Consider the following 24,391-nt stretch of genomic DNA (forward strand, 5'->3'; position numbering starts at 1 on the left):
CCGGCGCGAGCGGGGGGCCGCACCGATGTCGCTCTACCGGCACGTGCCACACAAGGACGCCCTGGTCGACCTGATGCTCGACGACGCGATCGGGGCACCGCCGGGCCTCGTCGGAACCTCCGTGCCGGACGGGCTCGCCACGTGGACCCGGGCCAACCGCGCGGTCTTGCAGGCCCACCCCTGGACGCTCCCGCTGGTCACCGGCCCGCGGCGGATGGGCCCCGCCGAATGCACGTGGGCCGAGACGGCGTCGGCCCTGATCGTCGGCTCGGGCGCGACCCTGCCCACCGCCCTGCGGATCCTGCACCTCGTGAACGGCTACGTCCGGGGCGCGGCGACCCCCACGGCCGACCGCGCCCCGGCCGTCGCGGACATCGAGGCCTCCGGACGCGACCTCCCACTGCTCACCCGGGTCCTGAGCAGAGCGCCGTCAGACGACGGCGAGGACCTCTTCGAGTTCGGCCTCGCCCGCGTGCTCGACGGTGTCACCGCGGCACTGCGGGGCGACCGGGAGGGTGCTGACGAGGTCCGGCCGCGGTAGGCCGGAGCGTTGGCGCGCACCGCCCACCGGCGGCACTGTCACGGAGTGGTCGTCTCGAACCCCGCTCGTCCCTTCCAGGTCCCCAGCACCGGTTCCACGTCCGCTCCCAGCACGTCCTCGAGCACCGAGGCGTAGACGTCCCGAAAGTCCACCGTGTACTTGAGGTCGCCGTCGTCGAGGTCCTCGAGCGAGGGCTGTTCCCCCAGGAACCCCGAGCGCACCCGCTCCCCCAGGACGAACACCGGCGCCGCGGTCCCGTGGTCGGTCCCCTGCCCCGCGTTCGCCCGGACACGCCTCCCGAACTCCGAGTAGACGACGGTGACCACCCGGCGCGACACCCCCGCGAGCGCGTCGACGAACCCACCCAGGGCCGCGTCGAGCTCGCCGAGCAACCGCTCCTGCGTGCCGCGCTCGTCGGCATGGGTGTCGAAACCCCCCAGTGACGCCGAGTAGACCCGCGGCGGCGCACCCGCGCGCACCAGCGCGGCGACCGCGCCGAGCTGAGCGGCGAGGGTGTTCGGCGTCCCCGGGGTCAGCGCCCCGTTCACCGCCTGCGCCACGGTGAACAGCTCCGTCACCGACTCCGCCGCCCGCGCCTGCAGCGGCGAGTCACCCCCGTCCGCCACACCCAGCCCCCGATAGGCCTCGGCCAGCGACTTCTGCGGCAGGGCGAGCCCCTCCGGGCGGATCGTGGCCCCCGCGGTCCGCTCCCCGGCCAGGAACGGCGGGAGCGTGGGCTCGAGACTGACCGCCCGCAACGGGTCGGCACCGTGCTCGGTGTGGGCGTGGTCGAGCCACCGCCCGAGCCACCCGGTCCGCACGGACGTGTCCGGTGACGCCGTCTGCCAGATCGCCATCGACCGGAAGTGCGAGTGGTCCGGCCGCGGGTACCCGACCCCGCGCACCACCGTCAGCCGCTGCTGCTCCCACAAGCCGTGCAGCCGCCGCAGGCCCGGGTTGAGCCCGAGACCCTCACCGAGGGCCAGGACCTGCTCGGGGGCGTACGCCAGCTCCGGCCTGCCGTCCTGATACGCCCGGTCCTGCGCCGGGATCAGGGTGTTCAACCCGTCGTTGCCGCCGTAGAGGGTGACCAGCACCAGCACGGAGTCCCCCGACGGCGGCGCGGACAACAACCGGTCGACACCCACCGCCGTCCCGCCCGCCGCGAGCACCGCCGCCGCGGTCACCCCGCTGAACTGCAGGAACCGCCTGCGTGTCAGATCCCTCATCGGCTCACCACATACTCCGGCGACGTCGCCGCCACGGCCAGCAGCGCCCGCGGGTCCGTACGGACGTGGTCGAGTGCCGCCCTCGTCCGCGGCGACCACGCAGCGACGCCGAGCATCGCGCCCGCCTCCTCGATCGTGCGCGGCGGCTCACCGACGTTCCTCGCCACGACCTGAGCCAGACTCAACCGCGCCAACGCCGCCCCCGTGGTGAGCCACGCCTGCCCCACCGGCCAACCCCCGACACTGGGCGGCTGGAACGGCACCTGCCCCAACCGTCCCAACGCGTCCTGCACCCCGGCCCAGTCCTTGTCCGCCAGCTCGGCCGGGCGCACCCCGACCGCCCGCATCAGCCCCACCGCCCACTCGACCGGCTGCTTCACCAGCTGCGAGCCGGGATCGGCGAACAACGGCTCGGCGACCACCGCGCCCAGCAGCGCCCGGACGTCCCGTCCGGCCCCGAAGGCCGCCACCAGCCGCTCCACCACGTCCGGCGGCGGCGGGGTGTCCGAGACGAACCGCGCCCACACCCGCGCCACCACGAACCGCGCGGACTCCGGCCGAGCCACCACCATCGCGACCAGCGAGTGCGCGTCCGAAACCGGAGCACCCAGCACCGTCTTCGGGCCGGCGTCGAACCGCTTCGGGTCCACCACCGCGCGCATCCGGTCCCTGTCCACCGTCCACCCGGTCAGCGCCCGAGCCGCCTCCTTGACGTCCGGCTCGGTGTAGTTGCCCACGCCCAGCACGAACAGCTCCATCAGCTCGCGCCCCAGGTTCTCGTTCGGCGCGCCCGCACGGTTCTGGTTGCCGTTCAACCACACCACCATCGCCGGATCGACCACCATGGCCTGCGCCAACGGCTCGAAACCACCCAGCCCCAGCGCCCGCAACGTCTGGTTCTGGGCCACCATCAGCCCCGCGCTGCGCACCATCCCCGCTCCGGTGGCGAAATGCCCGTGCCAGAACCACGTCACCTTCTCCACCAACGGAGTGGGGCTCGACACCATCCGATCCACCCACCAGCGCACCGCCAGCGAGTTCTGCGCCGACAACGCCTTCTCCGCCGCGGCCTTCACCGCCGGGTCCTTCGCATCCACCGCCGGCGGCGCACCCAGATCCGGCGGCTCCACCCCACCGGGCTGCTGGGCCAACAACGCCGCACCCACCGCGTCAGGGCAGACGGGGGCGCCGGGAGCGTCCGACGCCACCGCACCGAAGGCGAAACGCTCCACCAACCGGCGAACACGCTCAGGCTCCGGAATCCGACTCACGAGTCGATGGTCACCCGCGCCGGTGAAATCCGCGTACGTGGGCCGGTCCATGTGCCGCTGACCTGGGAAGAAGCTCCTCCGACTGGACTCGAACCAGTAACCCTGCGATTAACAGTCGCATGCTCTGCCAATTGAGCTACGGAGGACCGCTCGGCCGGTGGCGGTGCCCCGCTCAACCGGCGAGAGGAACAGTACAACACCGCCGCGGACCCCTTTCGGGGCCCCCTCCCCGCCCGCGCGCGGCGCCGGTGGGGGTGGCTGCGGCAGGATGGGTGAGACGTCGAACCGGAGGGCCGCCATGCTCAAGTTCCTGCTGGGTGCCGCGATCGGCTACGTGCTGGGCACGAAGGCCGGCCACGAGCGTTACGAGCAGTTGCACCGCACCTATCAGCGGGTGGCCGACCACCCCGCGGTGCAGGGCGCGGCCGGCGTGGTGCGGGCGCGCGTGGAGGAGGTCCTCAGCGGCCCGCGCCAGGAGCGCTGAGAGCCCCGCGACCCCCGCGCGGCGCGGGGATCTTCCTGCGCCGTGTCGCGGTCGACGACGAGGTCGCCGACTGGGCCCGCTACCCGTTCAGCCTCCCGGTCGTCGCCGCCCTGCGCGGACGCCGGCTGGAGTTCGGGCCCGGGGTGACGTTCCTGGTGGGTGAGAACGGGTCCGGGAAGTCCACGCTGATCGAGGCGCTCGCCGTCGCGGCCGGGCTGAACCCCGAGGGCGGCTCACGCCACTTCCGGTTCACGACCCGGTCGACCGAGTCGGAGCTGGGCGGAGCGTTGACCGTCTCCCGCGCCCCCGGCAGGGAGCGGTCGAGCTTCTTCCTGCGCGCCGAGACCTTCTACAACGTCGCCTCGGAGATCGAGGCCCGCGAACTGGAGCTGGCGCCGTACGGCGGGGTCTCCCTCCACGAGCGCTCCCACGGCCAGTCGTTCCTCGACCTGCTCACCCACCGCTTCCGCCCGAACGGCCTCTACCTGCTCGACGAGCCGGAGGCCGCGTTGTCGCCGCAGGGCCAGCTGGCCGCGCTCACCCGCATCGATCAGCTCACCCGGGGCGGCTCGCAGTTCCTGATCGCCACGCACAGCCCGATCCTCCCGGCGCTGCCCGGCGCCCGGATCCTGCAGATCGACGCCGACGGCGGGCTGCACACCGTCGCCTACGACGACTGCCTGCCGGTCCGGGCCACCCGCGAGTTCCTCGCCGATCCGGCGGCGACCCTGCGCCACCTCCTCTGAAGGCGCCCGTCGACCCGCCCGGCGTCCCGGACGTCGATCAGACCGTGTCGGCGAGCGCCTGGTCGAGGAGCGCCACCCCGCGGTCGATCTCGGCCTCGCTCGCGGTCAGCGGCGGCGCGATGCGGAAGGTGCCGCCCATCCCCGGCAGCTGGACGATGTTCATGTGCAGGCCCAGCTCCGCGCAGCGGCGGGTGACGGCGGCACCGAGCGCGTCCGCGTCCTCCCAGGCCCCGGACGGGACCAGTTCGAGTCCGACGAGCAGGCCGCGGCCGCGGACGTCCCCGATCACCGGGTGCCGGGTGGCGAGCTCGTCGAGACCCGCCCGCAGCCGGGCGCCGAGCTCGCGGGCGCGCAGGTCCAGTCGGTCGCGAACGAGGACGTCCAGGACGGTGAGGCCGACGGCGGCGACCAGCGGGTCGTTGCCGTGGGTGGTGAGGAACAGGAAGCCACGCTCGTGGGCACGCTCCTCGATGTCCGCGCTGGTCAGCACAGCGGACAGCGGGAGCCCCGCGCCCAGGGTCTTGGACAGGGTCAGGATGTCCGGGACCACGCCGTCGCGCTCGAAGGCGTACCAGTCCCCCGTGCGGCACAGGCCGGTCTGCGCCTCGTCGAGGATCAGCAGCATGCCGCGCTCGTGGCACTCGTCCCGCAGCGCGGCGAGATATCCGGGCGGCAGGTCCACGACGCCGCCGGAGCTCAGGATCGGCTCGACGAGGCAGGCCGCGAGACCGCCGACGGACTGGGCGTCGATCAGGTCGAAGCCGAGGTCGAGCTGGCGGCGCCAGTCCAGGTTCCCGTCGGCGTCGGTCAGCGGCGGGCGGAAGGCGTCCGGCACCGGCAGCGCGAAGTTGCCCGGCGCGCCCGGCCCGTAGCCGACGCGTCCCGCGCTGTAGGTCGCGCCCGCCGCGCCGCCGGTCATCCCGTGCCAGGAACGGGCGAAGGACACCACCTCGTGCCCACCCGTGACGAGCTTGGCCATCCGCAGCGCGGCCTCGTTCGCCTCGGCGCCCGTGGACAGGAACATCGCCTTGTCCAGGGGCGCGGGCACGGTCTCGGTGAGCCTGCGGGCCAGGTCGAGGACCGGGCGGCTCAGCATGCCGCTGTAGAGGTGGTCGAGCGTGCCGACCTGCTCCCGCACCGTCTCGACGATCTCCGGGTGGGAGTGGCCGAGGATCGCGCTCATCTGGCCGGAGGTGAAGTCCAGCAGCTCACGCCCGTCCTCGGTCACCACGATGCTGCCCGCGGCGCGCGCGATGACGTCCGGGCTGAACTGCCCGCGGCCGGAGAAGTGGACCAGGTGATCGGTGAGGTCGCCCATGTCCCCCGACAGTAGGCTCAGACCCGCTCGGCCCGGAAGGTCCGCCGGTAGGCGGTGGGCGAGACCCCCAGCTCGGTCTGCAGGTGCAGCCGCAGGGACGCGGCGGTGCCGAACCCCGCGCGCTCCGCGACGTCGTCCACGGGGAGATCGGTCTCCTCCAGCAGGGCCCGCGCCCGCTCGATGCGCTGGCGGGAGAGCCAGCGCCCCGGCGACGTGCCCATCTCGTCGCGGAAGCGGCGGGTGAAGGTGCGGGTGCTGGTCGACTCCCGGGCCGCGAGCTCGCGCAGCGACACGGGGCGGTGCAGGTTGGCCAGGGCCCACTCCCGCGCCCGCCCGGTCGAGGAGACGGCGGGCTCGGGCACCGGACGTCGGACGAACTGGGCCTGGCCGCCGTCGCGGTGGGGCGGGACGACGGTGCCGCGGGCCACCTCGTTGGCCACGGCGGCCCCGTGGTCGGAGCGGACCATGTGCAGGCAGAGATCGATGCCGGACGCCACGCCCGCAGACGTCAGGATCCCGCCGTCCTCGGTGTAGAGGACGTCCGGATCGAGCAGGACCTGCGGGAACAGCGCGCGGAAGCGGTCGGCGGAGCGCCAGTGCGTGGTGGCGCGGCGCCCGTCGAGCAGACCGGCGGCGGCGAGGGTGAAGGCGCCGGTGCAGACCGAGGCGATGCGGACCCCGGGTCGGATGCGCGCCAACGCCGCGGCGATCTCCGGGGTCATCGGGCGCGCCTCGTCGTCCGGCTTCGAGGCGGGGACCACGACCGTGTCCGCGGTCTCCAGGAGCTCGGGGCCGTGCTCGACGTTGATCGAGAAGTCCGCGTCGGTGCGGACCGGGCCGGGGGTGACGGTGCAGGTCAGCACCTCGTAGAGGCCGGGTCCCGCCTGCCCGAAGATGCGGTGGACGATGCCGATCTCCATGGGAAGGGCGCCGTCGCGCACGAAGACGGCCACGCGGTGGGTCATGGCCCGATGTTCGCACATGCTGTCCGTCAGGCCATTGTCCGGCGTGGACGGGGTGCGCAGGATCGACGACATGGACGTTCTCTGGGTCGTCGCCCCGCCGGATCCGCAGTCGCTGACCGCCACCCTCGCCGCCCGTGGGGTCGCCGCGCTGCGGTCGTCCGGACACGCTGTGGAGGTGTCGGACCTGCCTGCCATGGGGTGGGACCCGGTGGTCACGGCCGCCGACTACGGCGTCTCCGACCGGCTGTTCGTGTCGGAGGCGGCGGGTGCGGCGTACGCGGCGGGCACACTGCCGGCAGATGTGCGGGCGGAACAGGACAAGATCCGCCGGGCCGAGCTGCTGGTGCTGCACTTCCCGCTGTGGTGGTTCGGGATGCCCGCGATCCTCAAGGGCTGGGTCGACCGGGTGTTCGTGAGCGGCTTCGGGTACGGCGTGCGCGGGCCGGACGGGCGGACCCGCCGCTACGGCGACGGGATCCTGGCCGGGAAGCGGGCCCTCGTCGTGACCTCCGCGGGCGGGCCCGCCGCCGCGTTCGGGCCCCGCGGGGTGAACGGGGAGCTGGAGGAGGTGCTCTTCCCGATCCTGCACGGCACGCTCTTCTACGCCGGGGCCACGGTGCTCGCGCCGCACCTCGTGGCCGGCGCGGACCGGTACTCCGCCGCGGACGCGGACGCCGCCGGTGACGCGTTGGTCGCGCGGCTGGCCGGCGTGGCGTCGGATCCGCCGATCCCCTACCGCCCCGAACGGCAGGACTACGCGGCGCTCGAGCTGCACCCGCACGTCGCGCCGGGCGAGACGGGCCTGCGGGCGCACCGGGCGGCGGAGGCGAGAGCCCTCAGCGCCTGATGATCATGCTGCGGGGGTGATCATCAGGCGCTCAGGGTTGAGTTGTCGTGATCATCCGACCCTCAGCGCCTGCTGATCACCACGCGGCATGATCACCAGGTGCTCCGAGCTCACCTGGGCAGGCGGGCCACTCCGAAGATCCGCCGGAAGGGGAACCAGGTGGTGCCGTCCGCGCTCGGCGGGTAGGCCGCCCGCAGCTGCGGGGCGAGCTCGGCGGTGAAGTCCGCGTAGTCCTCGGCCGACAACGCGTCCCGGACCGGGCGCAGGGTGGTGCTGCCGAGCCAGTGCAGCACGGGGTCCTCGCCGGTGAGCCGCTGCAGGTAGGTGGTCTCCCAGACGTCGACCTCGGCGGCGAGGTCGGGAGCGGACATCAGCTCGGCGTACTCGGCGGGCGCGGCGACGTCCGGCTCGCCGCGCACCGTGACGCCGCGCTGCGCGGCGAGCGCGCGGGTGAGCGCGTGCGAGGGGGCGGCACCGTTGCCGGGCACCTGGAAGGCGAAGGTCGCGCCGGGCGGCAGCGCGGCGAGCCAGCGCGGGATGAGCTCCCGGTGAGTGGGCACCCACTGCAGCACCGCGTTCGTCACGACGACGTCGGTGTCCGGCGCGGGCGTCCAGTCCTCGACGGCCCGACGCTCGGCGGGGACGCCGTTCGCGCGGGCGGCGGCCACCATCTCGGCCGACGAGTCGATCGCGTCGATGATCGCCTCGGGCCAGCGGGCGGCCAGCGTGGCCGTCATGTTCCCGGGCCCGCAGCCCAGGTCGACGACCCGGCGCGGGTCCTCGGCCCGGATCCGGGCGACGAGGTCCCGGAAGGGCCGGGCACGGAGGTCGTCGAAGTCCAGGTAGAGCGCCGGGTCCCAGGTGGTGGTCACGCGTCCTCCCAGCTCAGCGGTCGTGAGCGGGGATGGTCGCCAGAGCCCTCATCGCCGCTCACAGGGGGTGGTCGGGTCGGATCTGGCGGACGGTGCCGTCCCGCCCGGCGATGCGCCGCTCAAGCATCCAGGCCTCGCGACCGTCCGCCATGCGGGCGCGTTCCCGGGACACGATCGACTGCGTGACGCGGTCGTGCACCGCCTTGGGCACCTTGCCGGGCTCGCCGAGCACGTAGCGGCGGGGCGGACCGTCGTGCAGGAGGAAGGCCCGGCCGAGGTCCTCCTCGGTCGCGACGACGAAGATCATCGCGCCGTCCGTCCAGGTGGCCTTGGACACCAGGTGCCAGCCCACGCGCTCGTCCGCCCCGGGGAACCACACCCCCCGGTTGGTGACGACGAGGTGCCCCCCGGACCGGACGTCCGCGGTGGCGACGACGTGCTCCTCGGGATCGAGCTCGCCCTCGAACCCCTCCGGGAGCGCCTCCCGCCAGAAGGCCCACCTCATCGGTGCGCCCCGCTCGCCTGCTCCCGCAGCGCGATCTTGTACTGCTCCAGGGGCACCAGGTCGCCGAACAGCTCGTGGTACAGCTCGGGGTCCTCGGTGGGGTTGGTGCGCTGCAGCCGCGACTTGACCTCGGCGATCTGCGCCTCGACCAGCGCGAGCTTCACCCCGGCCAGCACCGAGGCGACGTAGCGGACCTCGTCCCCGAGCTTGCGGGGCAGCTCGAGCGGCTCGACCGCCAGCTCCGAGAGCAGCTTGCGCTCCTCCGGCGTGCACTCCGCGCCGACGGCCTCGACCCACGCGCCGCCCTCTCCCCCGTCCATGCCCGCGCACACCCCGCCCGCCTTGGTGATCGCGATGTGCAGGGACGCGAACGCCGGGTGGGTGAAGACCTGCTCGGGCAGCTCGTCGTACGCCTCGCCCGCGATCGCGGGGATCTGCAGGGCGGCCTTGAGCGCCTCGCGCTGCAGGTGCAGGCGGGGATCGTCCCGCCGGGGGGCGGCGGGGGCGGCCCGGCGCCGGCGCGGCGCCCCTCCCCCGGCCTCCTCGCGCACGCGGCGCACGACCATGGCGATGTCGTCCCAGCCGACCCAGCCCGCCAGCCGGCGCGCGTAGTCGTCCCGCAGGTCCTCGCGCTTGATCTTCGCGACGTCCGGCACGATGTCCTGCAGCGCCTTGATCCGGCCCTCCGGGGTGTCCAGGTCGAAGGCCTTGAGCTTGGTCCGGATCGCGAACTCGATGATCGGCTCGCGGCGCGCCACCAGGTCCCGCACGGCGGTGTCGCCGTGGGCCTGGCGCAGCTCGCAGGGGTCCTGCCCGTCCGGTGCGATACAGACGAAGGTCTGCGCGACGAAGGCCTGGTCGCCCTCGAAGGCCTTCATCGCGGCGGCCTGCCCGGCCGCGTCCCCGTCGAAGGTGAAGATGACCTCGCCCCGGTCGAACGAGTCGTCCCCCATGAGCCTGCGCAGCACGCTCACGTGCTCGGTGCCGAAGGCCGTGCCACAGGACGCGACGGCGGTGGGCACGCCCGCCAGGTGCATCGCCATCACGTCGGTGTAGCCCTCGACCACCACGACCTGGCGGCGCTTGGCGATCTCGCGCTTGGCCAGGTCCAGGCCGAACAGCACGCTGGACTTCTTGTAGACCGGCGTGTCGGAGGTGTTGAGGTACTTGGCCTCGATGCGGTCGTCGTCGAACAGCCTGCGGGCCCCGAACCCGACGACGTCACCCCCGAGGTCCCGGATCGGCCAGAGCAGCCTGCGGTGGAAGCGGTCGATGTGCCCGCGCTGACCGGGCTTGGACAGGCCCGCCTTCTCCAGCTCGTCGAGCGAGAAGCCCTGGGCCAGCAGGTGCTTGGTGAGCGTGTCCCAGCCCGAGGGCGCGTAGCCGTTGCCGAACTGCTCGGCCGCGGCGGAGGAGAACCCGCGCTGGGTGAGGAACTGCATGGCCTGCGCGGCCTCGGGGGTGCGCAGCTGCGCGGCGTAGAACTCCGCGGCCTTCTTGTTCGCCTCGAGGAGCCGGGAGCGGGTGCCGCGGTCCTTCTGGACGCTCGCGCCGCCGCCCTCATAGACCAGCTGGACGCCGCACTTGTCCGCGAGCCGCTCGACGGCCTCGACGAACCCGACGTGCTCGATCTTCATCACGAAGTCGATCGCGCCGCCGCCCTCGCCGCAGCCGAAGCAGTGGAACATGCCCCGCCCGGGACGGACGTTGAACGACGGGGTCTTCTCGTCGTGGAAGGGACACAGGCCCTTCAGCGAGCCCGCACCCGCAGGCCGGAGGGCGACGTAGTCGCCGATCACGTCCTCGATCCGGGTGCGGTCACGGACCTCCGCGATGTCGCTGTCCCGGATCCGCCCCGCCATGGGGGCGAGTCTAGGCCGTCAGCTCAGGTGGGTGGCGGCCCGCTGGCCGGGGAGGGCGATCGCGACGGCGGTGCGCTGCACGGGGAGGACGATCTGCGCCTCGCGCACGGCCACCGTGCCGCGCGCCGCACCCTGGGCGGGGAGCGCGACCTGCGGCTCCGCGGTCTCGGTGCGCGGCAGCGAGCCCTGCGCGTCGGTCGGCAGGTCCCGCTTGCGCGGGGCGGGCAGCTCGGTCAGCCACGGGGCGACGGCGAGCGCGAGGAGCAGCACGATCCCGGCGCTGACACCGGCGACGGTCACCACGTCCGAGAGGATGTTCATGCCTCACGAATCTCCTCCGCGGACCTGAGCGTTACATCGGACGGGGGTAAGAAGTTCTCCGTCATTCGGACGAGTGACAAGGTGACCCGCTGTGGCGACGGACTTCGAGGAACACCGCTCCCATCTGTTGCGGGTCGGCTACCGGATCACCGGCAGCCTGGCCGACGCCGAGGACGCGGTCCAGGAGGCCTGGTTCCGGTGGTCGCGGGCCTCGGACGTGCGGGAGCCCCGGGCGTGGCTGACGACGGTGGTGGCCCGGATCTGCCTGGACCGGCTGACGTCCGCCTCCGCGCGCCGGGAGACCTATGTGGGGCCGTGGCTGCCCGAGCCGCTGGTGACCGCGCCGGACGACGACGGGCCGCTCGCCGCCGTCGTCCGCGGCGAGGACGTGCGCCTCGCCGCGGTGCTGCTGCTGGACCGGTTGACCCCCGCCCAGCGGGTGGCGTTCGTGCTGCACGAGGCGCTGGGCACGCGGTACGCCGAGATCGGCGAGGTGCTGGGCTGCTCGGCGGACGCGGCGCGACAGCACGCCGCCGCGGCCCGGCGCTCGCTCGCCTCGGCTCCCGTGCCCGCCCGGGCCCCGGCCGCGACCGAGCAGCGGGTGCTGGCCGAGTTCGGTGCGGCGCTGGCCCGGGGCGACTGGCAGGCGGTGGTGAGCCTCCTGCACCCGGACATCACGTTCACCAGCGACGGTGGCGGCCGGGTCGCGACGGCCCTGCGCCCCCTGGCGGGAGCGGACAAGGTCGGCCGCTTCCTCGCCGGGCTGTCCGCGAAGTACTCCTTCGACGTGAGCGGCTGGACGACCGTGCTGGTCAACGGCGAGCCCGGCCTCGCGACGCCGGCCGCGGACGGGGTCGCCGCGTCGGTGACCGCCTTCACCGTGGACGCGGACGGCCGGATCACGGCCGCGCGGCAGGTGATGAACCCGGACAAGCTTCGCCCCTGGTGGTGACGGCGTGTCAGCGTGGTGACACGTGGCGCAGCGGGTTGGATCGTCCGGTGCGCGTTCTCGTCCCCCTCCTGCTCTCCCTGTTCCTGCTGTCCGGCTGCGGCTCCCTGGCCGACCGGTACCTCGCGCTGCCCGAGGCGCAGCCGGTCGGCTCCGCCGCCGACGCCCTCGCCACGCTGCCGGTCAAGGGGCGCGCGCCCAAGACGGGCTACGACCGCGACGAGTTCGGCCAGCGCTGGGCGGACGTCGACCGCAACGGCTGCGACCAGCGCAACGACGTCCTCGCCCGGGACATGACCGACGAGACCTTCAAGCCGGGCACACGGGACTGCGTGGTGCTGACTGGCCTGCTCGCGGACCCCTACACCGGTAGGAACCTACTGTTCACCCGCGGCGCCGACACGAGCTCGGCGGTGCAGATCGACCACGTCGTCGCGTTGTCGGACGCCTGGCAGAAGGGCGCCCAGCAGCTCGACCCGGACGCCCGGGAGCGGCTGGGCAACGACCCGCTCAACCTGCTCGCCGTCGACGGGCCGACCAACAACGGCAAGGGCGACGGGGACGCCGCCACCTGGCTGCCGCCGAACCGTGACTACCGGTGCGCGTACGTCGCCCGGCAGGTCGCGGTGAAGGCCAAGTACGCGCTCTGGGTCACCCAGGCCGAGCACGACGCCGTCGCCCGCGTGTTGGCAGGCTGCCCGGGCGAGCCGCTCCCGGTGGACGCGGACGGGATCCCCGGGGTTCACTCGACCGGGGCGTAAGACCCGACCGCCGGGGGGCGATGAGTCGGGTGGGGAACGAGGTCCGGGGGGACACGATGACCGAGCACGAGGGGCCGCCCGCGGCGGGAGCGCCGCGACACCGGGCCGCGCCGCCCGCCCGGTCGCCGCGGCCGGGCCACACCGCGGGTGATCCGTGGGTGCCGGGTCCCCGGCACGCCGCACCGGTCCCGCCGATCCCGGGCCCGCGCCCACCCGTCGAGCGGGGGCCCGCGCAGGTCGGGGGGCCGACGGGTCACCCGACGCCGGTCGTCGGACCGCGACACGCGCTCCGACCCCCGCCGCCGTACCTCCCGCCGATGCCGGACGTACCACGCACCCGGGTGCCCGCCTGGGTGCTGCCCGCCACGCTGTGCGCGGTGATCGTGCTGTCCGGTGCGGGGATCGTCGGGGTGGGCGCGGCGGCGCTCTCGGCGGCCCGGCCGGACGCCCGCTCCGACCCGACGGCCGCCACGACCGGGGACCGGGTCTTCCTCGGCACGCTGGCCGCGCGCCCGTCGTTCGACGCGATCCCCGAGGACGTCCTGATCGACCTGGGCCACGGCGTCTGCGCGGCCCTGGCGGACGGGTCGTCCCGGAGCGAGCTGGTGTCGGACGCGGTCTCGGCCGGCTTCACCACCCGGGACGCCCGGCTGCTCGTCGAGGCCGCGACCGCGGCGTACTGCCCCAGCGAATGACACCGCCCCACCCGACGACGCCGCCTCACCCGACGACGCCGCCCTAGCGGACGGCGCAGGCGGCGTCGAAGCCCTGGTCCACGATGCCGAGGGCGTGGTTGGCCCGCGCCCGCTGGTTCTCGACCGCGATCACCTGCGTCAGCTCCAGCAGCCCGGCCCGGCCGAACTCCGCCTCCAGCTCCGCGACCTGCGCGTCGGTCACGGTGGTGGGTGTGGCCGTCATGGCGTCCGCGTAGCGGATGGCGAGGCGCTCGGCGTCGGTGTAGGTCGGGTCGGTCGCGAAGTCGGCGATGCGCCGCAGCCGCTCGACGTCGAGGCCCTCCAGCCGCTGCAGCATGGTGCCGAAGTCCACGCACCACGCGCAGCCGACGACGGTCGCCGTCCGGTAGACGGCGATCTCCCGCACCCGGGCGGGCAGGCGCGTCGCCGCCTTCTCCAGCGCCAGCTCGGCGACCAGCCCCGACCAGAACAGCCCGCGGTGGTGTCGGGCGATCGCGACGGGTTCGGGCACCAGCCCGAACCGCTTGCGCGCCAGGCGGTACACGAACCGGCCGAGCACACCGGCCTCGCTCTCGGGGACGGCGGGGATCCGGGCCATGGCTCCTCCTCGGGCGCACGGGACGGGCCGGCGCCCACTCGGTGACGCTCGGGGAGCGTCGCTCACCCGGGAGACGACGCGGCCGCCGGAAACGTGAGGTGATCCGCGCCTCCGGCGGTCGTGCGCGGTAAGTGGTGCTCTGGCACCACTTACCGCGCACGGGCCGCGAAGCGGCGGTGCCAGGCGACGGCGCCGGCGTCCGTCAGCACCGAGATCTGGTCGACGACGACGCGCAGGCGGGCGCGGTCGTCCGGGGCGGCGGCCCACTCCCCCGCCCGCACCGGGTCCAGGGTGCCGGGGGCGCCCGCCAGGAGGGCCTCGGCGAGCTCGGTGAGCAGGTCGCGCTGCCGGGTCTGCATGGCGCGGCGCTCCGGGTCCTGCATGACGTAGCGCAGCGCGACCGCCTTGAGCAGCGCGACCTCGGCGGCGGAGTCCGCGGGCACGATCAGGTCGGCGGTGTAGCGGCGTACCGAGACGGAGCGTGCGGAGTCGGCCATCGGGACGGGGCCGCCGCCGACGGCGTGCAGCGTGGCGTCGGTGGCCGCCCGGACGAACCGGCCCACCAGCTCGCTGGTCAGCCGCTTCAGCGCGACGTGGGCCTGGACCGCCGCCGACGCCGTCTCGAACCCCATGACCGCCTCGACGACCGGCAGCTTGGCGAGCACCTCCGCCGCGGTCTCGCACGCCGCGGGATCGGCGCCGAAGTGGGTGCCCGCGAGCTGGGCGAGCATCGCCCGCTCCTCCGGGGAGCCCAGGGCGGCGAGGTCGATCCGGCCGGAGAGGATCCCGTCCTCGACGTCGTGCACGGAGTAGGCGACGTCGTCCGACCAGTCCATGACCTGCGCCTCGAGGCAGCGGTGCTCGGCGGGCGCCCCCTCCCGGACCCAGGCGAACACCTCCGCGTCCTCGGCGTAGGCGCCGAACTTGCGGGTGTCCCCGCGGCGCAGCCAGGGGTACTTGCAGCTGGCGTCGAGGGTGGCGCGGGTGAGGTTGAGGCCCCCGTCGGTCTCCTTGGGCTCGAGCCGGGTGAGGATCCGCAGCGTCTGCGCGTTGCCCTCGAATCCGCCGCAGGCCGCGCCGATCTCGTCCAGCGCGCGTTCGCCGTTGTGCCCGAAGGGCGGGTGCCCGATGTCGTGGGCCAGCCCCGCGGTGTCGACGACGTCCGGGTCGCAGCCCAGCTCCTCGGCGATGCCCCGCCCGATCTGCGCGACCTCCAGGGAGTGGGTGAGCCGGGTGCGCGGGATGCCGGTGATGTCCGCGGCCTCCCCCGGCCCCACGACCTGCGTCTTCCCGGCCAGCCTGCGCAGCGCGGCGGAGTGCAGCACCCGGGCGCGGTCGCGGGAGAACGCGCTGCGCCGCCCGATCCCGGATCCCTTCGGCGGCTCGGGCCGCAGCCGTTCCCGGTCGTGGTCCGAGTAGCTCATCCCAGTCCGGTGTCCGTGGTCTCCGCCGAGGCGTGGGTCACCCGGTAGTAGAGCAGCGCGGCGGTCTCGCGGAGGATGTACTTCGCCTGCGTCTCCCGCGTCTGGACGACCGGGCCGCTGCGGGTCGGCGACGTCCAGGCCTCCAGCCCCGAGTCCCGGGCCATGGTGCGGGCCCGCAGCGAGTGCCACGGGTCGCTGACGATCAGCGCGGTCTCCCACCCGTCCCGCTGCGCCCGGGCGGCCACGGCCTGCAGGCTGCCGAGTGTGTCCCGGCCCTCGGCGACCGTGGTGATCGCGCTCGCGGGGACGCCCTGCCGGACCAGGTAGCGGGTGCCGGCCTCGGCCTCGGTGTACTCGTCCCCCACCCGGGAGCCGCCGACCGTGACGACGCGCGGGGCCAGACCCTCCTTGTACAGCTGCGCAGCGTGCTCGAGGCGCCAGGCGAAGATCGGGCTGGGCTGCCCGTCGTACTGCGCGGCGCCCAGGACGATCACCGCGTCGACCGGGCGGTCCCCGTCCACCCGCGCGGTCTGCCACACCCGGAACAGCGTGCCGCCCAGGATGATCGCCCCGACCAGGAGCGTGCCCACGACGGCGCGGGCGACCCACCCCAGCCCGGTGCGCGCGCGGCGGCGGGGCTCCCGGCGGAGCGGTTCGGTCGGCGGCTCGGGCGGGCGCCGCGTGGGGACGCTCACCCGCCGATCCGCCCGCCCGACGCGGCCAGTGCGGCGGGGGCGCGCCCGGACCGGGCCGCGAGGACCTCGGCGACGATGGACACCGCCGTCTCCGCCGGGGTGCGGGCGCCCAGATCGAGCCCGACGGGCCCGTGGATCGCGGCGAGCTCGTCCTCGGTGACCCCGGCGGCCAGCAGCCGCTCGCGGCGGGCGGCCTGGGTGCGGCGGGAGCCGAGCGCGCCGAGGAACCCGCGGCCGTGCCGCAGCCCGGCCAGCAGCATCGCGTCGAACCGGGGGGCGTGGTCGAGCAGGACGACGACGTCCGCATCCGTGAACGCCTCCACCGCCGCGACCGCCTCGTCGAGCTCGGTGACGGTGCGACCGGTCCAGCCCAGCAGCGCCCCCTGCGCGAGCAGCGCCTCGCCGATCGCGCCCGCGCCCACGACCAGGACCGACGGCACCGGGACCCACAGGTCGACCAGCACGTCCGCGACGGTCTCGGTGTGGGTGGCGCCGCGCCGCAGCCATCCGCGGGCGGCCTCGACGGCCTCCTCGGCCACCGGGTCCCCGACCTGCTCCTGCAGGTCCGGGCCGGTCAGCACGGCGGTGGCCGACCCGTCGACGGTGCTCAGCAGCGCGGCCGGGCGGGCCTGCTCCAGCGCCGCGCCCAGGACCTCGGCGAGTGCCGCGGGCAGCGGGTGCCCGAGCAGGGTGGCACCGCCGGCGCAGGCGAGCCCGGCGCTCAGCGCGTCCGGCTCCGCGACATGCGCCTTGCGGGTCTCGGGGGTCTGCGCCGCGGCGGCCGCGAGCGGCAGCGCGGCCGGGTCCAGGGCGCCTCGGTAGAGCAGCCCCGCGGTCTCACCCCCCGCGGCGGCGACCAGCTGGCCCGACTCGACGGTGCCGAACCCGTGTCGGTCCAGCACTCGCACGACCCCGACGGAGCCGACCCCCTCGCGGACCCACCGCCGCAGCGCGGCGCCCAGCTCACGACGCGGATCGGTGCTCATGGCGTCAGGGTAGCCACGCCCACCGACAGGTGCGCGGACCGCGGACCCGCGAGCCCGCCGCGTCGCCCGGCGGGCACCGGCACACGCCCGGCGGCGCGCCTCCCGTATCCTCGACCGCGGTCGATCGGGCCCCCTGCCGGGTGAACCGTCCCGCCTCGAGGGACCGGTGACCGACATCAGGATGCGTTTCGGGAACGGATTCGGCATCATCGCCGTTGAGCCGTTCGAGAAACGGACCTTCTTCACATACCCGGAGCCATGGACCCCTCCTGTAGTACCGGCACCGTCCCGCACGGACGGACCCCATGCTGATGACAGTTCTCGGCATCCTCCTCGGCCTGCTGGTCGTCGTCGCGATCACCGCGCTGACCGGCTTCTTCGTCGCCCAGGAGTTCGCGTACATGGCGGTGGACCGCTCGCGGCTCAAAGCCCGGGCGGCACAGGGTGACAAGGGCGCCGAACGCGCCCTGACGGTCACCGACCGCACCTCCTTCATGCTCTCGGGCGCCCAGCTCGGCATCACCGTGACCGGCCTCCTGGTCGGTTACGTCGCCGAACCGCTGATCGGCGCGGGCGTCGGCGAGCTGCTCGGCGGCGCGGGCTGGGCGGTCGCGCTCGGCACCGTGCTCGCGCTGCTGATCTCCACCGGCGTGCAGATGGTGTTCGGCGAGCTGTTCCCGAAGAACCTCGCCATCGCCCGGCCCGAGCCCGTCGCCCGCAGGCTGGCCGTGCCCACCAACCTCTACCTGGCCGTGTTCGGCTGGTTGGTCACGGTGTTCGACGCCGCGTCCAACCTGCTGCTCAAGCTGCTGCGGATCGAGCCGGTGCACGACGTCGAGCACGCGGCCACCCCGCGCGACCTCGAGGCGATCATCGACGAGTCCCGGGACAGCGGCGACCTGCGCTCCGACCTGTCGATCATGCTCGACCGGGTGCTGGACTTCTCCGACCGCCCGGTGCGGGCGGCGATGATCCCGCGGCCGCGGGTCACCTCGGTCAAGTCCGACCTGCTCATCCCCGAGCTGGCGGACGCCATGGCCGCGGGCCACTCCCGCTACCCGGTGCTCGACGAGTCGGGCGAGGAGGTCGTGGGCGTGATCTGCCTGCGGGACCTGCTGGCCCTCACCGGCGACACGTCGACCACCCCGGTCTCGGCGGTGATGCGGCGGGCCGTGGTCGTCCCGGCGTCGCTGCCGCTGCCCGCCGTCGTCCAGGCGCTGCGCGAGGCGGACGACGAGTTCGCCGCCGTCGTCGACGAGTACGGCGGCCTGGCGGGCGTCGTCACGCTGGAGGACATCGCCGAGGAGCTCGTCGGCGAGATCACCGACGAGCACGACCCGGCGCTCACCGACCAGCCGCTCGACGTGGCGGACGGGTGGCGCGTGCCCGGCACCATGCACGTCGACGAGGTCGGCAGGCTGCTGGACGCCGACCTCCCGGAGGGTGAGTACGAGACCATCAGCGGCCTGGTGATCGCCGAGCTGCAGCGGCTGCCCGAGCCCGGCGACACCGTGCGGGTGGTCCTTCCCCGGCACGCCGGCGCGGAGGACGACGAGCCCGACCGGGCCGTCGACATCGAGGTGCTGGCCGTGGAGCGGCGGGTGCCGGAGCAGGTGCGGATCCGCCCGGCGGTCCTGGAGGAGCAGTCGTGAGCTGGGTGGAGATCGTCGTCTCGATCGCGTTGATCGCGGCGTCCGCGTTCTTCGTGGCCATCGAGTTCGCCCTGGTCGCGGCACGCCGGTACCGGCTGGAGGAGATGGCGGACACGTCCGCCTCGGCCCGGGCGGCGCTGCGCAGCGCGAAGGACATCTCGCTGCTGCTGGCCGGGTCGCAGCTCGGCATCACGCTCTGCGTGCTGGCGCTCGGTGCGATCACCAAGCCCGCCGTGGACTACGCGCTGGAGCCGGTCCTGCTGGGCTGGGGCATCCCCGCCGCGGCCGCCGGGGTGGCGTCCTTCGTGCTGTCCCTGGTGTTCGTCACGTTCCTGCACCTCGTCGTCGGGGAGATGGCCCCGAAGTCCTGGGCGATCGCGCACCCCGAGCAGTCCGCCACGCTGTTGGCGCTGCCCATGCGCGCGTTCATGTTCGTGACCCGGCCACTGCTGGTGACGCTCAACGGCATGGCGAACTGGTGCCTGCACCGCGTGGGCGTGGAGCCGGTCGACGAGATGGCGGGCGGCCGCAACCCGGACGACCTGCGCCAGCTGGTCGACCACTCCGCGCGGGCCGGTGCGCTCGACGAGGAGCGGCGCGCCCAGCTCGTCACGGCACTGGAGCTGGACCGGGCGCCGATCTCGTCGCTGGTGCACGGCGACCCCGCCGGGGTGCAGTGCACCGACACCGTCGAGACCGTGCGGGAGGTGTCCCGCCGGTCGGGCCACCTGCGGCTGGTGGTGTGGAACGGCGCCGAGGTCGTCGGGTTCGTGCACGTCCGGGACACCCTGGGCAGGCCCGAGACCACGACCGCGCGCGACCTGCTGCGGGAGGTGCTCTCGTTCGACGCGGAGACCCCCGTCTTCGCGGCGCTCGGCACGATGCGCGAGAAGCGCGGCCAGCTCGCGCTGGTCACCTCGGGGGGCACCCTCCTGGGTCTGGTCACGATGCAGGACGTCGTGGACCGGCTGTTGCCCGCCTGAACATGCTTCGGTGCCCTGACCGCCACAGACGGCGGTCAGGGCGCCGGCGACCTAGCAGCCCAGCAGGCGGGTCGCCAGGTAGCTCTCCACCTCGGCCAGCGGGATTCGCTCCTGGCTCATGCTGTCCCGCTCGCGGATGGTCACCGCGTCGTCGGTCAGGGTGTCGAAGTCGACGGTGATGCAGAAGGGCGTGCCGATCTCGTCCTGACGGCGGTAGCGGCGGCCGATGGCGCCCGCGTCGTCGAACTCGATGTTCCAGTGCTTGCGCAGCGCCGCCGCGAGCTCGCGCGCCTTGGGCGAGAGGTCGGCGTTGCGGGACAACGGGAGCACGGCCGCCTTGACCGGGGCGAGGCGCCGGTCGAGCCGCAGCACGACGCGCTTGTCGGTGCCGCCCTTGGCGTTCGGCGCCTCCTCCTCGTGGTAGGCCTCGATGAGGAAGGCCATCATCGAGCGGCCCACACCGGCGGCGGGCTCGATCACGTAGGGGCGGTAGCGCTCCTTGGTGTTCTGGTCGTAGAAGGACAGGTCGACGCCCGAGTGGTTGGAGTGCGTCGTCAGGTCGAAGTCCGTGCGGTTGGCGATGCCCTCGAGCTCGCCCCACTCCTGGCCGGTGAACTGGAAGCGGTACTCGATGTCCACGGTCCGCTTCGAGTAGTGGGAGAGCTTCTCCTTGGGGTGCTCGTAGTGCCGCAGGTTCTCGGCCGAGATGCCCAGGTCGGTGTACCAGCGCGTGCGCTCGTCGATCCAGTACTGGTGCAGCTCCTCGTCGGTGCCCGGCTCGACGAAGTACTCCATCTCCATCTGCTCGAACTCGCGCGTGCGGAAGATGAAGTTGCCCGGCGTGATCTCGTTGCGGAAGCTCTTGCCCATCTGGCCGATGCCGAAGGGCGGCTTCTTGCGCGCGGTGGTCTGCACGTTCAGGAAGTTCACGAAGATGCCCTGCGCCGTCTCCGGGCGCAGGTAGGCGAGGCCCTCCTCGGTCTTCACCGGGCCGAGGTGGGTCTCGAGCATCATGTTGAAGTCCTGCGGGGCGGTGTACTGGCCGCGGGTGCCGCAGTTCGGGCAGGGCACGTCCGACAGGTCGTCCTCGGTCGCCGCCTTGCCCGTGCGCTCGACGTACTCCTCCGCCAGCTGGTCCGCGCGGAACCGCTTGTGACAGGACAGGCACTCGACCAGCGGGTCGTTGAACACCCCGACGTGGCCGGAGGCGACCCACACCTGGCGCGGCAGGATGACCGACGAGTCCAGCCCGACGACGTCCTCCCGGCCGGTGACCATGGTCTTCCACCACTGCCGCTTGATGTTCTCCTTGAGCTCCACGCCCAGGGGCCCGTAGTCCCACGCCGAGCGGGTACCGCCGTAGATCTCCCCCGACGCGAAGACGAATCCGCGGCGCTTGGCCAGCGCGACGATGGTCTCGATCTTGGCAGAGGTCGGCTTGCTTGCCACGGGGGTACTCCTGGGAAACGGGTGATCCCCGCCGGATGCGGGGCGGCGCATAAGAGGGTATCGAGCGGGGGCCGGCGGGTTCCGACCGGTGCTACATGAAAACCACTATCATGGGCGCATGACCGCGACCCGCGAGCACGCCGGGGTGCTGTGCCCCGTCGCCGAGCCCACCCCGCCGCTCCCCCCGCGCACGCTGACCGCGGCCGGGGACCTGCTGCGGGCGCTCGCCGCCCCCGTCCGGATCGCGATCGTGATGCAGCTGCGGGACTCCCCGCGCTGCGTCCACGACCTGGTCGACGCCCTGGGCGTCACCCAGCCCCTGATCAGCCAGCACCTGCGCGTCCTGAAGTCCGCGGGGGTGGTGGAGGGCGAGCGCAGGGGCCGCGAGGTGATGTACTCCCTCGTGGACGACCATCTCGCCCACATCGTCGTCGACGCGGTGGAGCACGTGCAGGAGGACGCATGACCAAGGCGGTCCGGGCGACGAAACAGCGCGCCGCCGTCTCCGAGCTGCTGGACCGACTGCCGGACTTCCGCTCGGCCCAGGAGATCCACGAGGAGCTGCGCCGCCGCGGCGAGGGCATCGGCCTGACGACGGTCTACCGCACCCTGCAGAACCTGGCCGACGGCGGCGAGGTGGACGTGCTGCGCAGCGCGGGCGGCGAGGCGGTCTACCGGCGCTGCGAGTCTGCGGAGCACCACCACCACCTGGTGTGCAGGCGGTGCGGGGCCGCGGAGGAGATCGACGCGCCCGCCGTGGAGCAGTGGGCCGGGGAGATGGCGGAGCGGCACGGGTTCACCGAGATCACGCACACGGTGGAGATCTTCGGCGTGTGCCGGGCCTGCACCGCAGCCTGACTCTCGCGAGCGGGACGCTCGCCTGCTGACGCGCGCCGACTGACGCTTGGGCGTCCCAAGCACCGCTCAGCGACGCTTGGGCCTCCCAAGCGTCAGCCCCTCACCCGCTCACCCGACGCTTGGGCGTCCCAAGCACCACCCGGCGACGCTTGGGCGTCCCAAGCGTCACTCCAGCACGCGCTCACCCGACGCTTGGGCGTCCCAAGCACCACCCGGCGACGCTTGGGCGTCCCAAGCGTCAGCCGGCCCACCCGCGGCGCCCCGAGCGCCCCGAGCGCCCCCACCCTCAGCGCGGCGAGCTCGGCGGCATCCGGATCGCGCCGTCGAGCCGGATGGTCTCGCCGTTCATGTAGTCGTTGGTGAGCACCTCGACCGCCATGCTCGCGTACTCCTCCGCCCTCCCGAGCCGGTTCGGGTAGACCACGCTCTGCCCCAGCCCCGCCTTGCGCGCCTCGGCCTCGGGGCCGCTGCCGTAGATCGGGGTGTCGATCAGGCCGGGGGCGATGGTGTTGACCCGGATCCCGTGGCGGGCGAGGTCGCGGGCCAGCGGCAGGGTCAGGCCCACGATGCCGCCCTTGGAGGCCGAGTACGGGGTCTGGCCGATCTGCCCGTCGAACGCCGCGGCGGACGCCGTGTTGAGGATCGCGCCGCGCGAGGTCCCGTCGGCGAGCGGGTCGGTCTTGGCCATCGCCGAGGCCGCGAGCCGCGTGCAGTTGTACGTGCCGGTCAGGTTCACGCGGATCACGAACTCGAACGTCTCCAGCGGGATGGGCTCGAGGTCGCGCCCGATCACCCGGCCCGCCTTGCCCAGGCCCGCGCTGTTGACCAGGATCCGCAGCGGTCCGAGCTCCGACGCCGCCTCGACGGCCTCCTTGACCTGCACCTCGTCGGCGACGTCCGCCTTCGCGAACACCCCGCCGACCTCGGCGGCGACCTTCTCGCCCCGCTCGGTGTTCAGGTCCAGCACCACGACCTTCGCGCCGCGCTGCGCCAGCAGCCGCGCCGTGGCCTCGCCCAGCCCCGACGCCCCGCCGGTGACGATCGCCGACGCACCCGTGATGTCCATGAACGCTCCTTCCGCAGCAACGGTGATGCATCTGCATTGTGTCTCAGATCGAGATTCACGGGCTCTGTGACCGACGTTACTGTCGCGCCATGTCCGACGAGCAGCAGGTCTCCGCCGTACGCAGACTGGACACCCCCGAGTCGGGCGAGCTCGCGCAGCTCTCGGCGGTGTTCGAGGACCTCCAGTACGTGCTCCGGTGCTGTGAGAACCTGGTCAACGCCCTGGCGGTGCCGCGCCCGGACCCGGTGCTGGTCGAGGCGTTGTGGACCGGCGCGGTCGTCGGCTACGTGCGCTGCTTCTCCGGCCGCACGAAGATCCTCACCGACACCGACGTCGAGGGCCTCGAGCTCGAGGACGAGGTCAAGGCCTTCCACAAGAACTTCTCGACCCTGCGGGACCACTACGCGTCCCGGCACGTGAACCCGCGCGAGGCGTTCACCATCGGGATCGCGCAGGCGAACGACGGGCACCCGACGGGCGTCGCGATCGTCTCGACCCCGCGCCCGGGTGTGGACGACACCACGGTGCGCGTGCTCGGCCGGATCTCCTACGCCCTGTCCGGGCTGATCGACGGCCGGATGCAGGAGTCCCAGGCCCGGGTCCTGGAGGCGGCGCGCTCGATGACCCCGGCGCAGCTGGCCGAGCTGCCGATCGTGCACCTGTCCGAGGAGCCGGTGGGACACTAGGACTTCGCCCTAGAAGCCCTTCTTCTCCAGCACGCAGGAGATCAGGGCGGCGGCGTCGGGGTCGTCGCCCGCGTGTTCGGGCAGCTGCAGCGCCACGAGCACGTTGATCAGCATGCCCTGCGCGAGGAAGTCCCGGGTCTCCTCCACCGTGGCCCCGGTGAGCTCACGGATCTGGCGCACGACCCGCAGGAACGACGCGCGCACGGCGGGCCCGAGGTCGGGGTCGGCGCCGAGGCTGAACCCGTGCTGCATCACCCGCAGCAGGTCCTGGTCCTTGATCAGCTGCACGTAGGCCGTGGCCAGCTCGTGCGCGGTCTGGTCGCCCCCCGCACGCGCCACCTCGGCGAACGCCTCGCCGAGCCGCGCCATCACGCGCTCGTGGGCGGCGAGGAACAGCGCCTGCTTGGTGCCGAACATCCGCACGACGTACGGCTGGGACACCCCCGCCCGCCGCGCCACCTGGTCGGTGGTGGTCCCCGTGTAGCCGCCCTCGGCGAAGGCGGCGACCGCCGCGTCGAGCACCTGGTCGCGACGGTCTTCGGCGGACATCCTGGGCGGCACGTTGCCAAGTTATCAGTCGATGCCTTACGGTCGCTAGTAATCAGTCGATGCCTTCTCCGGAGCAGCC

General features: G+C 73.6%; 27 protein-coding genes and 1 tRNA gene. 12 read left to right on the top strand and 16 right to left on the bottom strand.

Annotated features, from left to right (window positions below; translation table 11 throughout):
- The first annotated feature begins 43 nt into the window (after window positions 1-43).
- Window positions 44-541, top strand: a complete 498-nt coding sequence (locus BLS43_RS26050; protein WP_176921554.1) for a TetR/AcrR family transcriptional regulator C-terminal domain-containing protein — start codon at window positions 44-46, stop codon at window positions 539-541.
- 38 nt (window positions 542-579) lie between these two features.
- Here the strand turns inward: BLS43_RS26050 and BLS43_RS26055 are convergent, their stop codons facing one another.
- From BLS43_RS26055 to BLS43_RS26065, 3 genes are all read right to left on the bottom strand, one after another.
- The gene (locus BLS43_RS26055; protein ID WP_093089348.1) at window positions 580-1,770 is read right to left on the bottom strand and encodes a DUF1501 domain-containing protein; all 1,191 of its coding nucleotides are present in this window, start codon (window positions 1,768-1,770) and stop codon (window positions 580-582) included.
- Window positions 1,767-3,002, bottom strand: coding sequence for a DUF1800 domain-containing protein (locus BLS43_RS26060; RefSeq protein ID WP_245707843.1), 1,236 nt, complete (start codon window positions 3,000-3,002; stop codon window positions 1,767-1,769). The genes BLS43_RS26055 and BLS43_RS26060 overlap by 4 nt, the downstream gene beginning before the upstream one ends.
- A gap of 112 nt (window positions 3,003-3,114) precedes the next feature.
- Window positions 3,115-3,187, bottom strand: a tRNA-Asn gene (locus tag BLS43_RS26065).
- A gap of 152 nt (window positions 3,188-3,339) precedes the next feature.
- Here BLS43_RS26065 and BLS43_RS26070 point away from each other — a divergent pair.
- Together BLS43_RS26070 and BLS43_RS26075 are read left to right on the top strand one after the other, a co-directional pair.
- On the top strand, window positions 3,340-3,525 hold the full coding sequence (locus BLS43_RS26070) for a hypothetical protein (protein WP_093089350.1): 186 nt from the start codon (window positions 3,340-3,342) through the stop codon (window positions 3,523-3,525).
- 35 nt (window positions 3,526-3,560) lie between these two features.
- A complete protein-coding gene (locus tag BLS43_RS26075) occupies window positions 3,561-4,271 on the top strand; it encodes an AAA family ATPase (protein ID WP_281245872.1) in 711 nt (236 codons plus the stop codon).
- 37 nt (window positions 4,272-4,308) lie between these two features.
- Here the strand turns inward: BLS43_RS26075 and BLS43_RS26080 are convergent, their stop codons facing one another.
- Together BLS43_RS26080 and BLS43_RS26085 are read right to left on the bottom strand one after the other, a co-directional pair.
- Window positions 4,309-5,589: an aspartate aminotransferase family protein gene (locus BLS43_RS26080; RefSeq protein WP_093089352.1), complete on the bottom strand. Its 1,281-nt coding sequence runs from the start codon at window positions 5,587-5,589 to the stop codon at window positions 4,309-4,311.
- A 17-nt stretch (window positions 5,590-5,606) separates the two neighbouring features.
- Window positions 5,607-6,554, bottom strand: a complete 948-nt coding sequence (locus tag BLS43_RS26085) for a GlxA family transcriptional regulator (protein ID WP_245707827.1) — start codon at window positions 6,552-6,554, stop codon at window positions 5,607-5,609.
- Window positions 6,555-6,624: 70 nt separating this feature from the next.
- Here BLS43_RS26085 and BLS43_RS26090 point away from each other — a divergent pair, with 70 nt between their 5' ends.
- Window positions 6,625-7,401: an NAD(P)H-dependent oxidoreductase gene (locus tag BLS43_RS26090; RefSeq protein ID WP_093089429.1), complete on the top strand. Its 777-nt coding sequence runs from the start codon at window positions 6,625-6,627 to the stop codon at window positions 7,399-7,401.
- 110 nt (window positions 7,402-7,511) lie between these two features.
- On the opposite strand, the gene BLS43_RS26095 is transcribed toward BLS43_RS26090, so the two are convergent.
- Genes BLS43_RS26095 through BLS43_RS26110 form a run of 4 tightly spaced genes read right to left on the bottom strand, consistent with a single transcriptional unit; the run spans window position 7,512 to window position 10,961 of the window.
- On the bottom strand, window positions 7,512-8,273 hold the full coding sequence (locus BLS43_RS26095; protein ID WP_245707828.1) for a trans-aconitate 2-methyltransferase: 762 nt from the start codon (window positions 8,271-8,273) through the stop codon (window positions 7,512-7,514).
- Between the two features lie 58 nt (window positions 8,274-8,331).
- Window positions 8,332-8,778 (bottom strand): hypothetical protein, encoded by a 447-nt coding sequence (locus BLS43_RS26100; RefSeq protein WP_093089354.1) that lies wholly within the window; start codon window positions 8,776-8,778, stop codon window positions 8,332-8,334.
- Window positions 8,775-10,640 carry a DNA primase gene (dnaG, locus tag BLS43_RS26105; protein WP_093089355.1) on the bottom strand — a complete coding sequence of 622 codons (1,866 nt, stop codon included), beginning with the start codon at window positions 10,638-10,640 and terminating at the stop codon, window positions 8,775-8,777. The genes BLS43_RS26100 and dnaG overlap by 4 nt, the downstream gene beginning before the upstream one ends.
- Before the next feature lie 18 nt (window positions 10,641-10,658).
- The gene (locus BLS43_RS26110; RefSeq protein ID WP_176921556.1) at window positions 10,659-10,961 is read right to left on the bottom strand and encodes a hypothetical protein; all 303 of its coding nucleotides are present in this window, start codon (window positions 10,959-10,961) and stop codon (window positions 10,659-10,661) included.
- A 91-nt stretch (window positions 10,962-11,052) separates the two neighbouring features.
- Here BLS43_RS26110 and sigJ point away from each other — a divergent pair, with 91 nt between their 5' ends.
- The 3 genes from sigJ to BLS43_RS30245 all read left to right on the top strand — a co-directional run bounded on the left by sigJ (window position 11,053) and on the right by BLS43_RS30245 (window position 13,366).
- Window positions 11,053-11,913, top strand: coding sequence for an RNA polymerase sigma factor SigJ (sigJ, locus tag BLS43_RS26115; protein ID WP_093089357.1), 861 nt, complete (start codon window positions 11,053-11,055; stop codon window positions 11,911-11,913).
- A 47-nt stretch (window positions 11,914-11,960) separates the two neighbouring features.
- Window positions 11,961-12,671, top strand: a complete 711-nt coding sequence (locus BLS43_RS26120) for an HNH endonuclease family protein (RefSeq protein WP_245707829.1) — start codon at window positions 11,961-11,963, stop codon at window positions 12,669-12,671.
- 317 nt (window positions 12,672-12,988) lie between these two features.
- Window positions 12,989-13,366 (top strand): DUF732 domain-containing protein, encoded by a 378-nt coding sequence (locus BLS43_RS30245; protein WP_176921557.1) that lies wholly within the window; start codon window positions 12,989-12,991, stop codon window positions 13,364-13,366.
- A gap of 43 nt (window positions 13,367-13,409) precedes the next feature.
- Here BLS43_RS30245 and BLS43_RS26130 read toward each other — a convergent pair whose 3' ends face one another.
- From BLS43_RS26130 to BLS43_RS26145, 4 genes are all read right to left on the bottom strand, one after another.
- Window positions 13,410-13,964 carry a carboxymuconolactone decarboxylase family protein gene (locus tag BLS43_RS26130; protein WP_093089359.1) on the bottom strand — a complete coding sequence of 185 codons (555 nt, stop codon included), beginning with the start codon at window positions 13,962-13,964 and terminating at the stop codon, window positions 13,410-13,412.
- A 149-nt stretch (window positions 13,965-14,113) separates the two neighbouring features.
- Window positions 14,114-15,388, bottom strand: coding sequence for a deoxyguanosinetriphosphate triphosphohydrolase (locus BLS43_RS26135; protein ID WP_093089360.1), 1,275 nt, complete (start codon window positions 15,386-15,388; stop codon window positions 14,114-14,116).
- Complete coding sequence (locus tag BLS43_RS26140; RefSeq protein ID WP_093089432.1) at window positions 15,385-16,002, bottom strand: YdcF family protein; 618 nt, start codon at window positions 16,000-16,002, stop codon at window positions 15,385-15,387. The genes BLS43_RS26135 and BLS43_RS26140 overlap by 4 nt, the downstream gene beginning before the upstream one ends.
- Window positions 16,003-16,079: 77 nt before the next feature.
- Window positions 16,080-17,069, bottom strand: a complete 990-nt coding sequence (locus BLS43_RS26145; RefSeq protein WP_093089361.1) for an XdhC family protein — start codon at window positions 17,067-17,069, stop codon at window positions 16,080-16,082.
- A gap of 305 nt (window positions 17,070-17,374) precedes the next feature.
- Here BLS43_RS26145 and BLS43_RS26150 point away from each other — a divergent pair, with 305 nt between their 5' ends.
- Both BLS43_RS26150 and BLS43_RS26155 read left to right on the top strand, forming a co-directional pair.
- Window positions 17,375-18,721: a hemolysin family protein gene (locus BLS43_RS26150; protein WP_245707830.1), complete on the top strand. Its 1,347-nt coding sequence runs from the start codon at window positions 17,375-17,377 to the stop codon at window positions 18,719-18,721.
- Complete coding sequence (locus BLS43_RS26155; protein ID WP_093089362.1) at window positions 18,718-19,704, top strand: hemolysin family protein; 987 nt, start codon at window positions 18,718-18,720, stop codon at window positions 19,702-19,704. The genes BLS43_RS26150 and BLS43_RS26155 overlap by 4 nt, the downstream gene beginning before the upstream one ends.
- A gap of 51 nt (window positions 19,705-19,755) precedes the next feature.
- On the opposite strand, the gene BLS43_RS26160 is transcribed toward BLS43_RS26155, so the two are convergent.
- Window positions 19,756-21,153, bottom strand: coding sequence for a glycine--tRNA ligase (locus BLS43_RS26160; protein WP_093089363.1), 1,398 nt, complete (start codon window positions 21,151-21,153; stop codon window positions 19,756-19,758).
- Between the two features lie 118 nt (window positions 21,154-21,271).
- Here BLS43_RS26160 and BLS43_RS26165 point away from each other — a divergent pair, with 118 nt between their 5' ends.
- On the top strand, window positions 21,272-21,619 hold the full coding sequence (locus tag BLS43_RS26165; protein ID WP_093089364.1) for an ArsR/SmtB family transcription factor: 348 nt from the start codon (window positions 21,272-21,274) through the stop codon (window positions 21,617-21,619).
- Window positions 21,616-22,011 carry a Fur family transcriptional regulator gene (locus BLS43_RS26170; protein ID WP_093089365.1) on the top strand — a complete coding sequence of 132 codons (396 nt, stop codon included), beginning with the start codon at window positions 21,616-21,618 and terminating at the stop codon, window positions 22,009-22,011. The genes BLS43_RS26165 and BLS43_RS26170 overlap by 4 nt, the downstream gene beginning before the upstream one ends.
- A 286-nt stretch (window positions 22,012-22,297) precedes the next feature.
- Here BLS43_RS26170 and BLS43_RS26175 read toward each other — a convergent pair whose 3' ends face one another.
- Window positions 22,298-23,077, bottom strand: a complete 780-nt coding sequence (locus tag BLS43_RS26175; protein ID WP_093089366.1) for an SDR family NAD(P)-dependent oxidoreductase — start codon at window positions 23,075-23,077, stop codon at window positions 22,298-22,300.
- An 89-nt stretch (window positions 23,078-23,166) separates the two neighbouring features.
- Here BLS43_RS26175 and BLS43_RS26180 point away from each other — a divergent pair, with 89 nt between their 5' ends.
- A complete protein-coding gene (locus tag BLS43_RS26180) occupies window positions 23,167-23,763 on the top strand; it encodes a hypothetical protein (protein ID WP_093089367.1) in 597 nt (198 codons plus the stop codon).
- A gap of 9 nt (window positions 23,764-23,772) precedes the next feature.
- Here the strand turns inward: BLS43_RS26180 and BLS43_RS26185 are convergent, their stop codons facing one another.
- Entirely contained in the window at window positions 23,773-24,312 is a 540-nt protein-coding gene (locus BLS43_RS26185) for a TetR/AcrR family transcriptional regulator (RefSeq protein WP_093089368.1), read from the bottom strand.
- Between the last annotated feature and the right edge of the window lie 79 nt (window positions 24,313-24,391).

Origin of the sequence: Pseudonocardia oroxyli, from assembly GCF_900102195.1 — a bacterium.
In the GTDB taxonomy this organism is placed as follows: domain Bacteria; phylum Actinomycetota; class Actinomycetes; order Mycobacteriales; family Pseudonocardiaceae; genus Pseudonocardia; species Pseudonocardia oroxyli.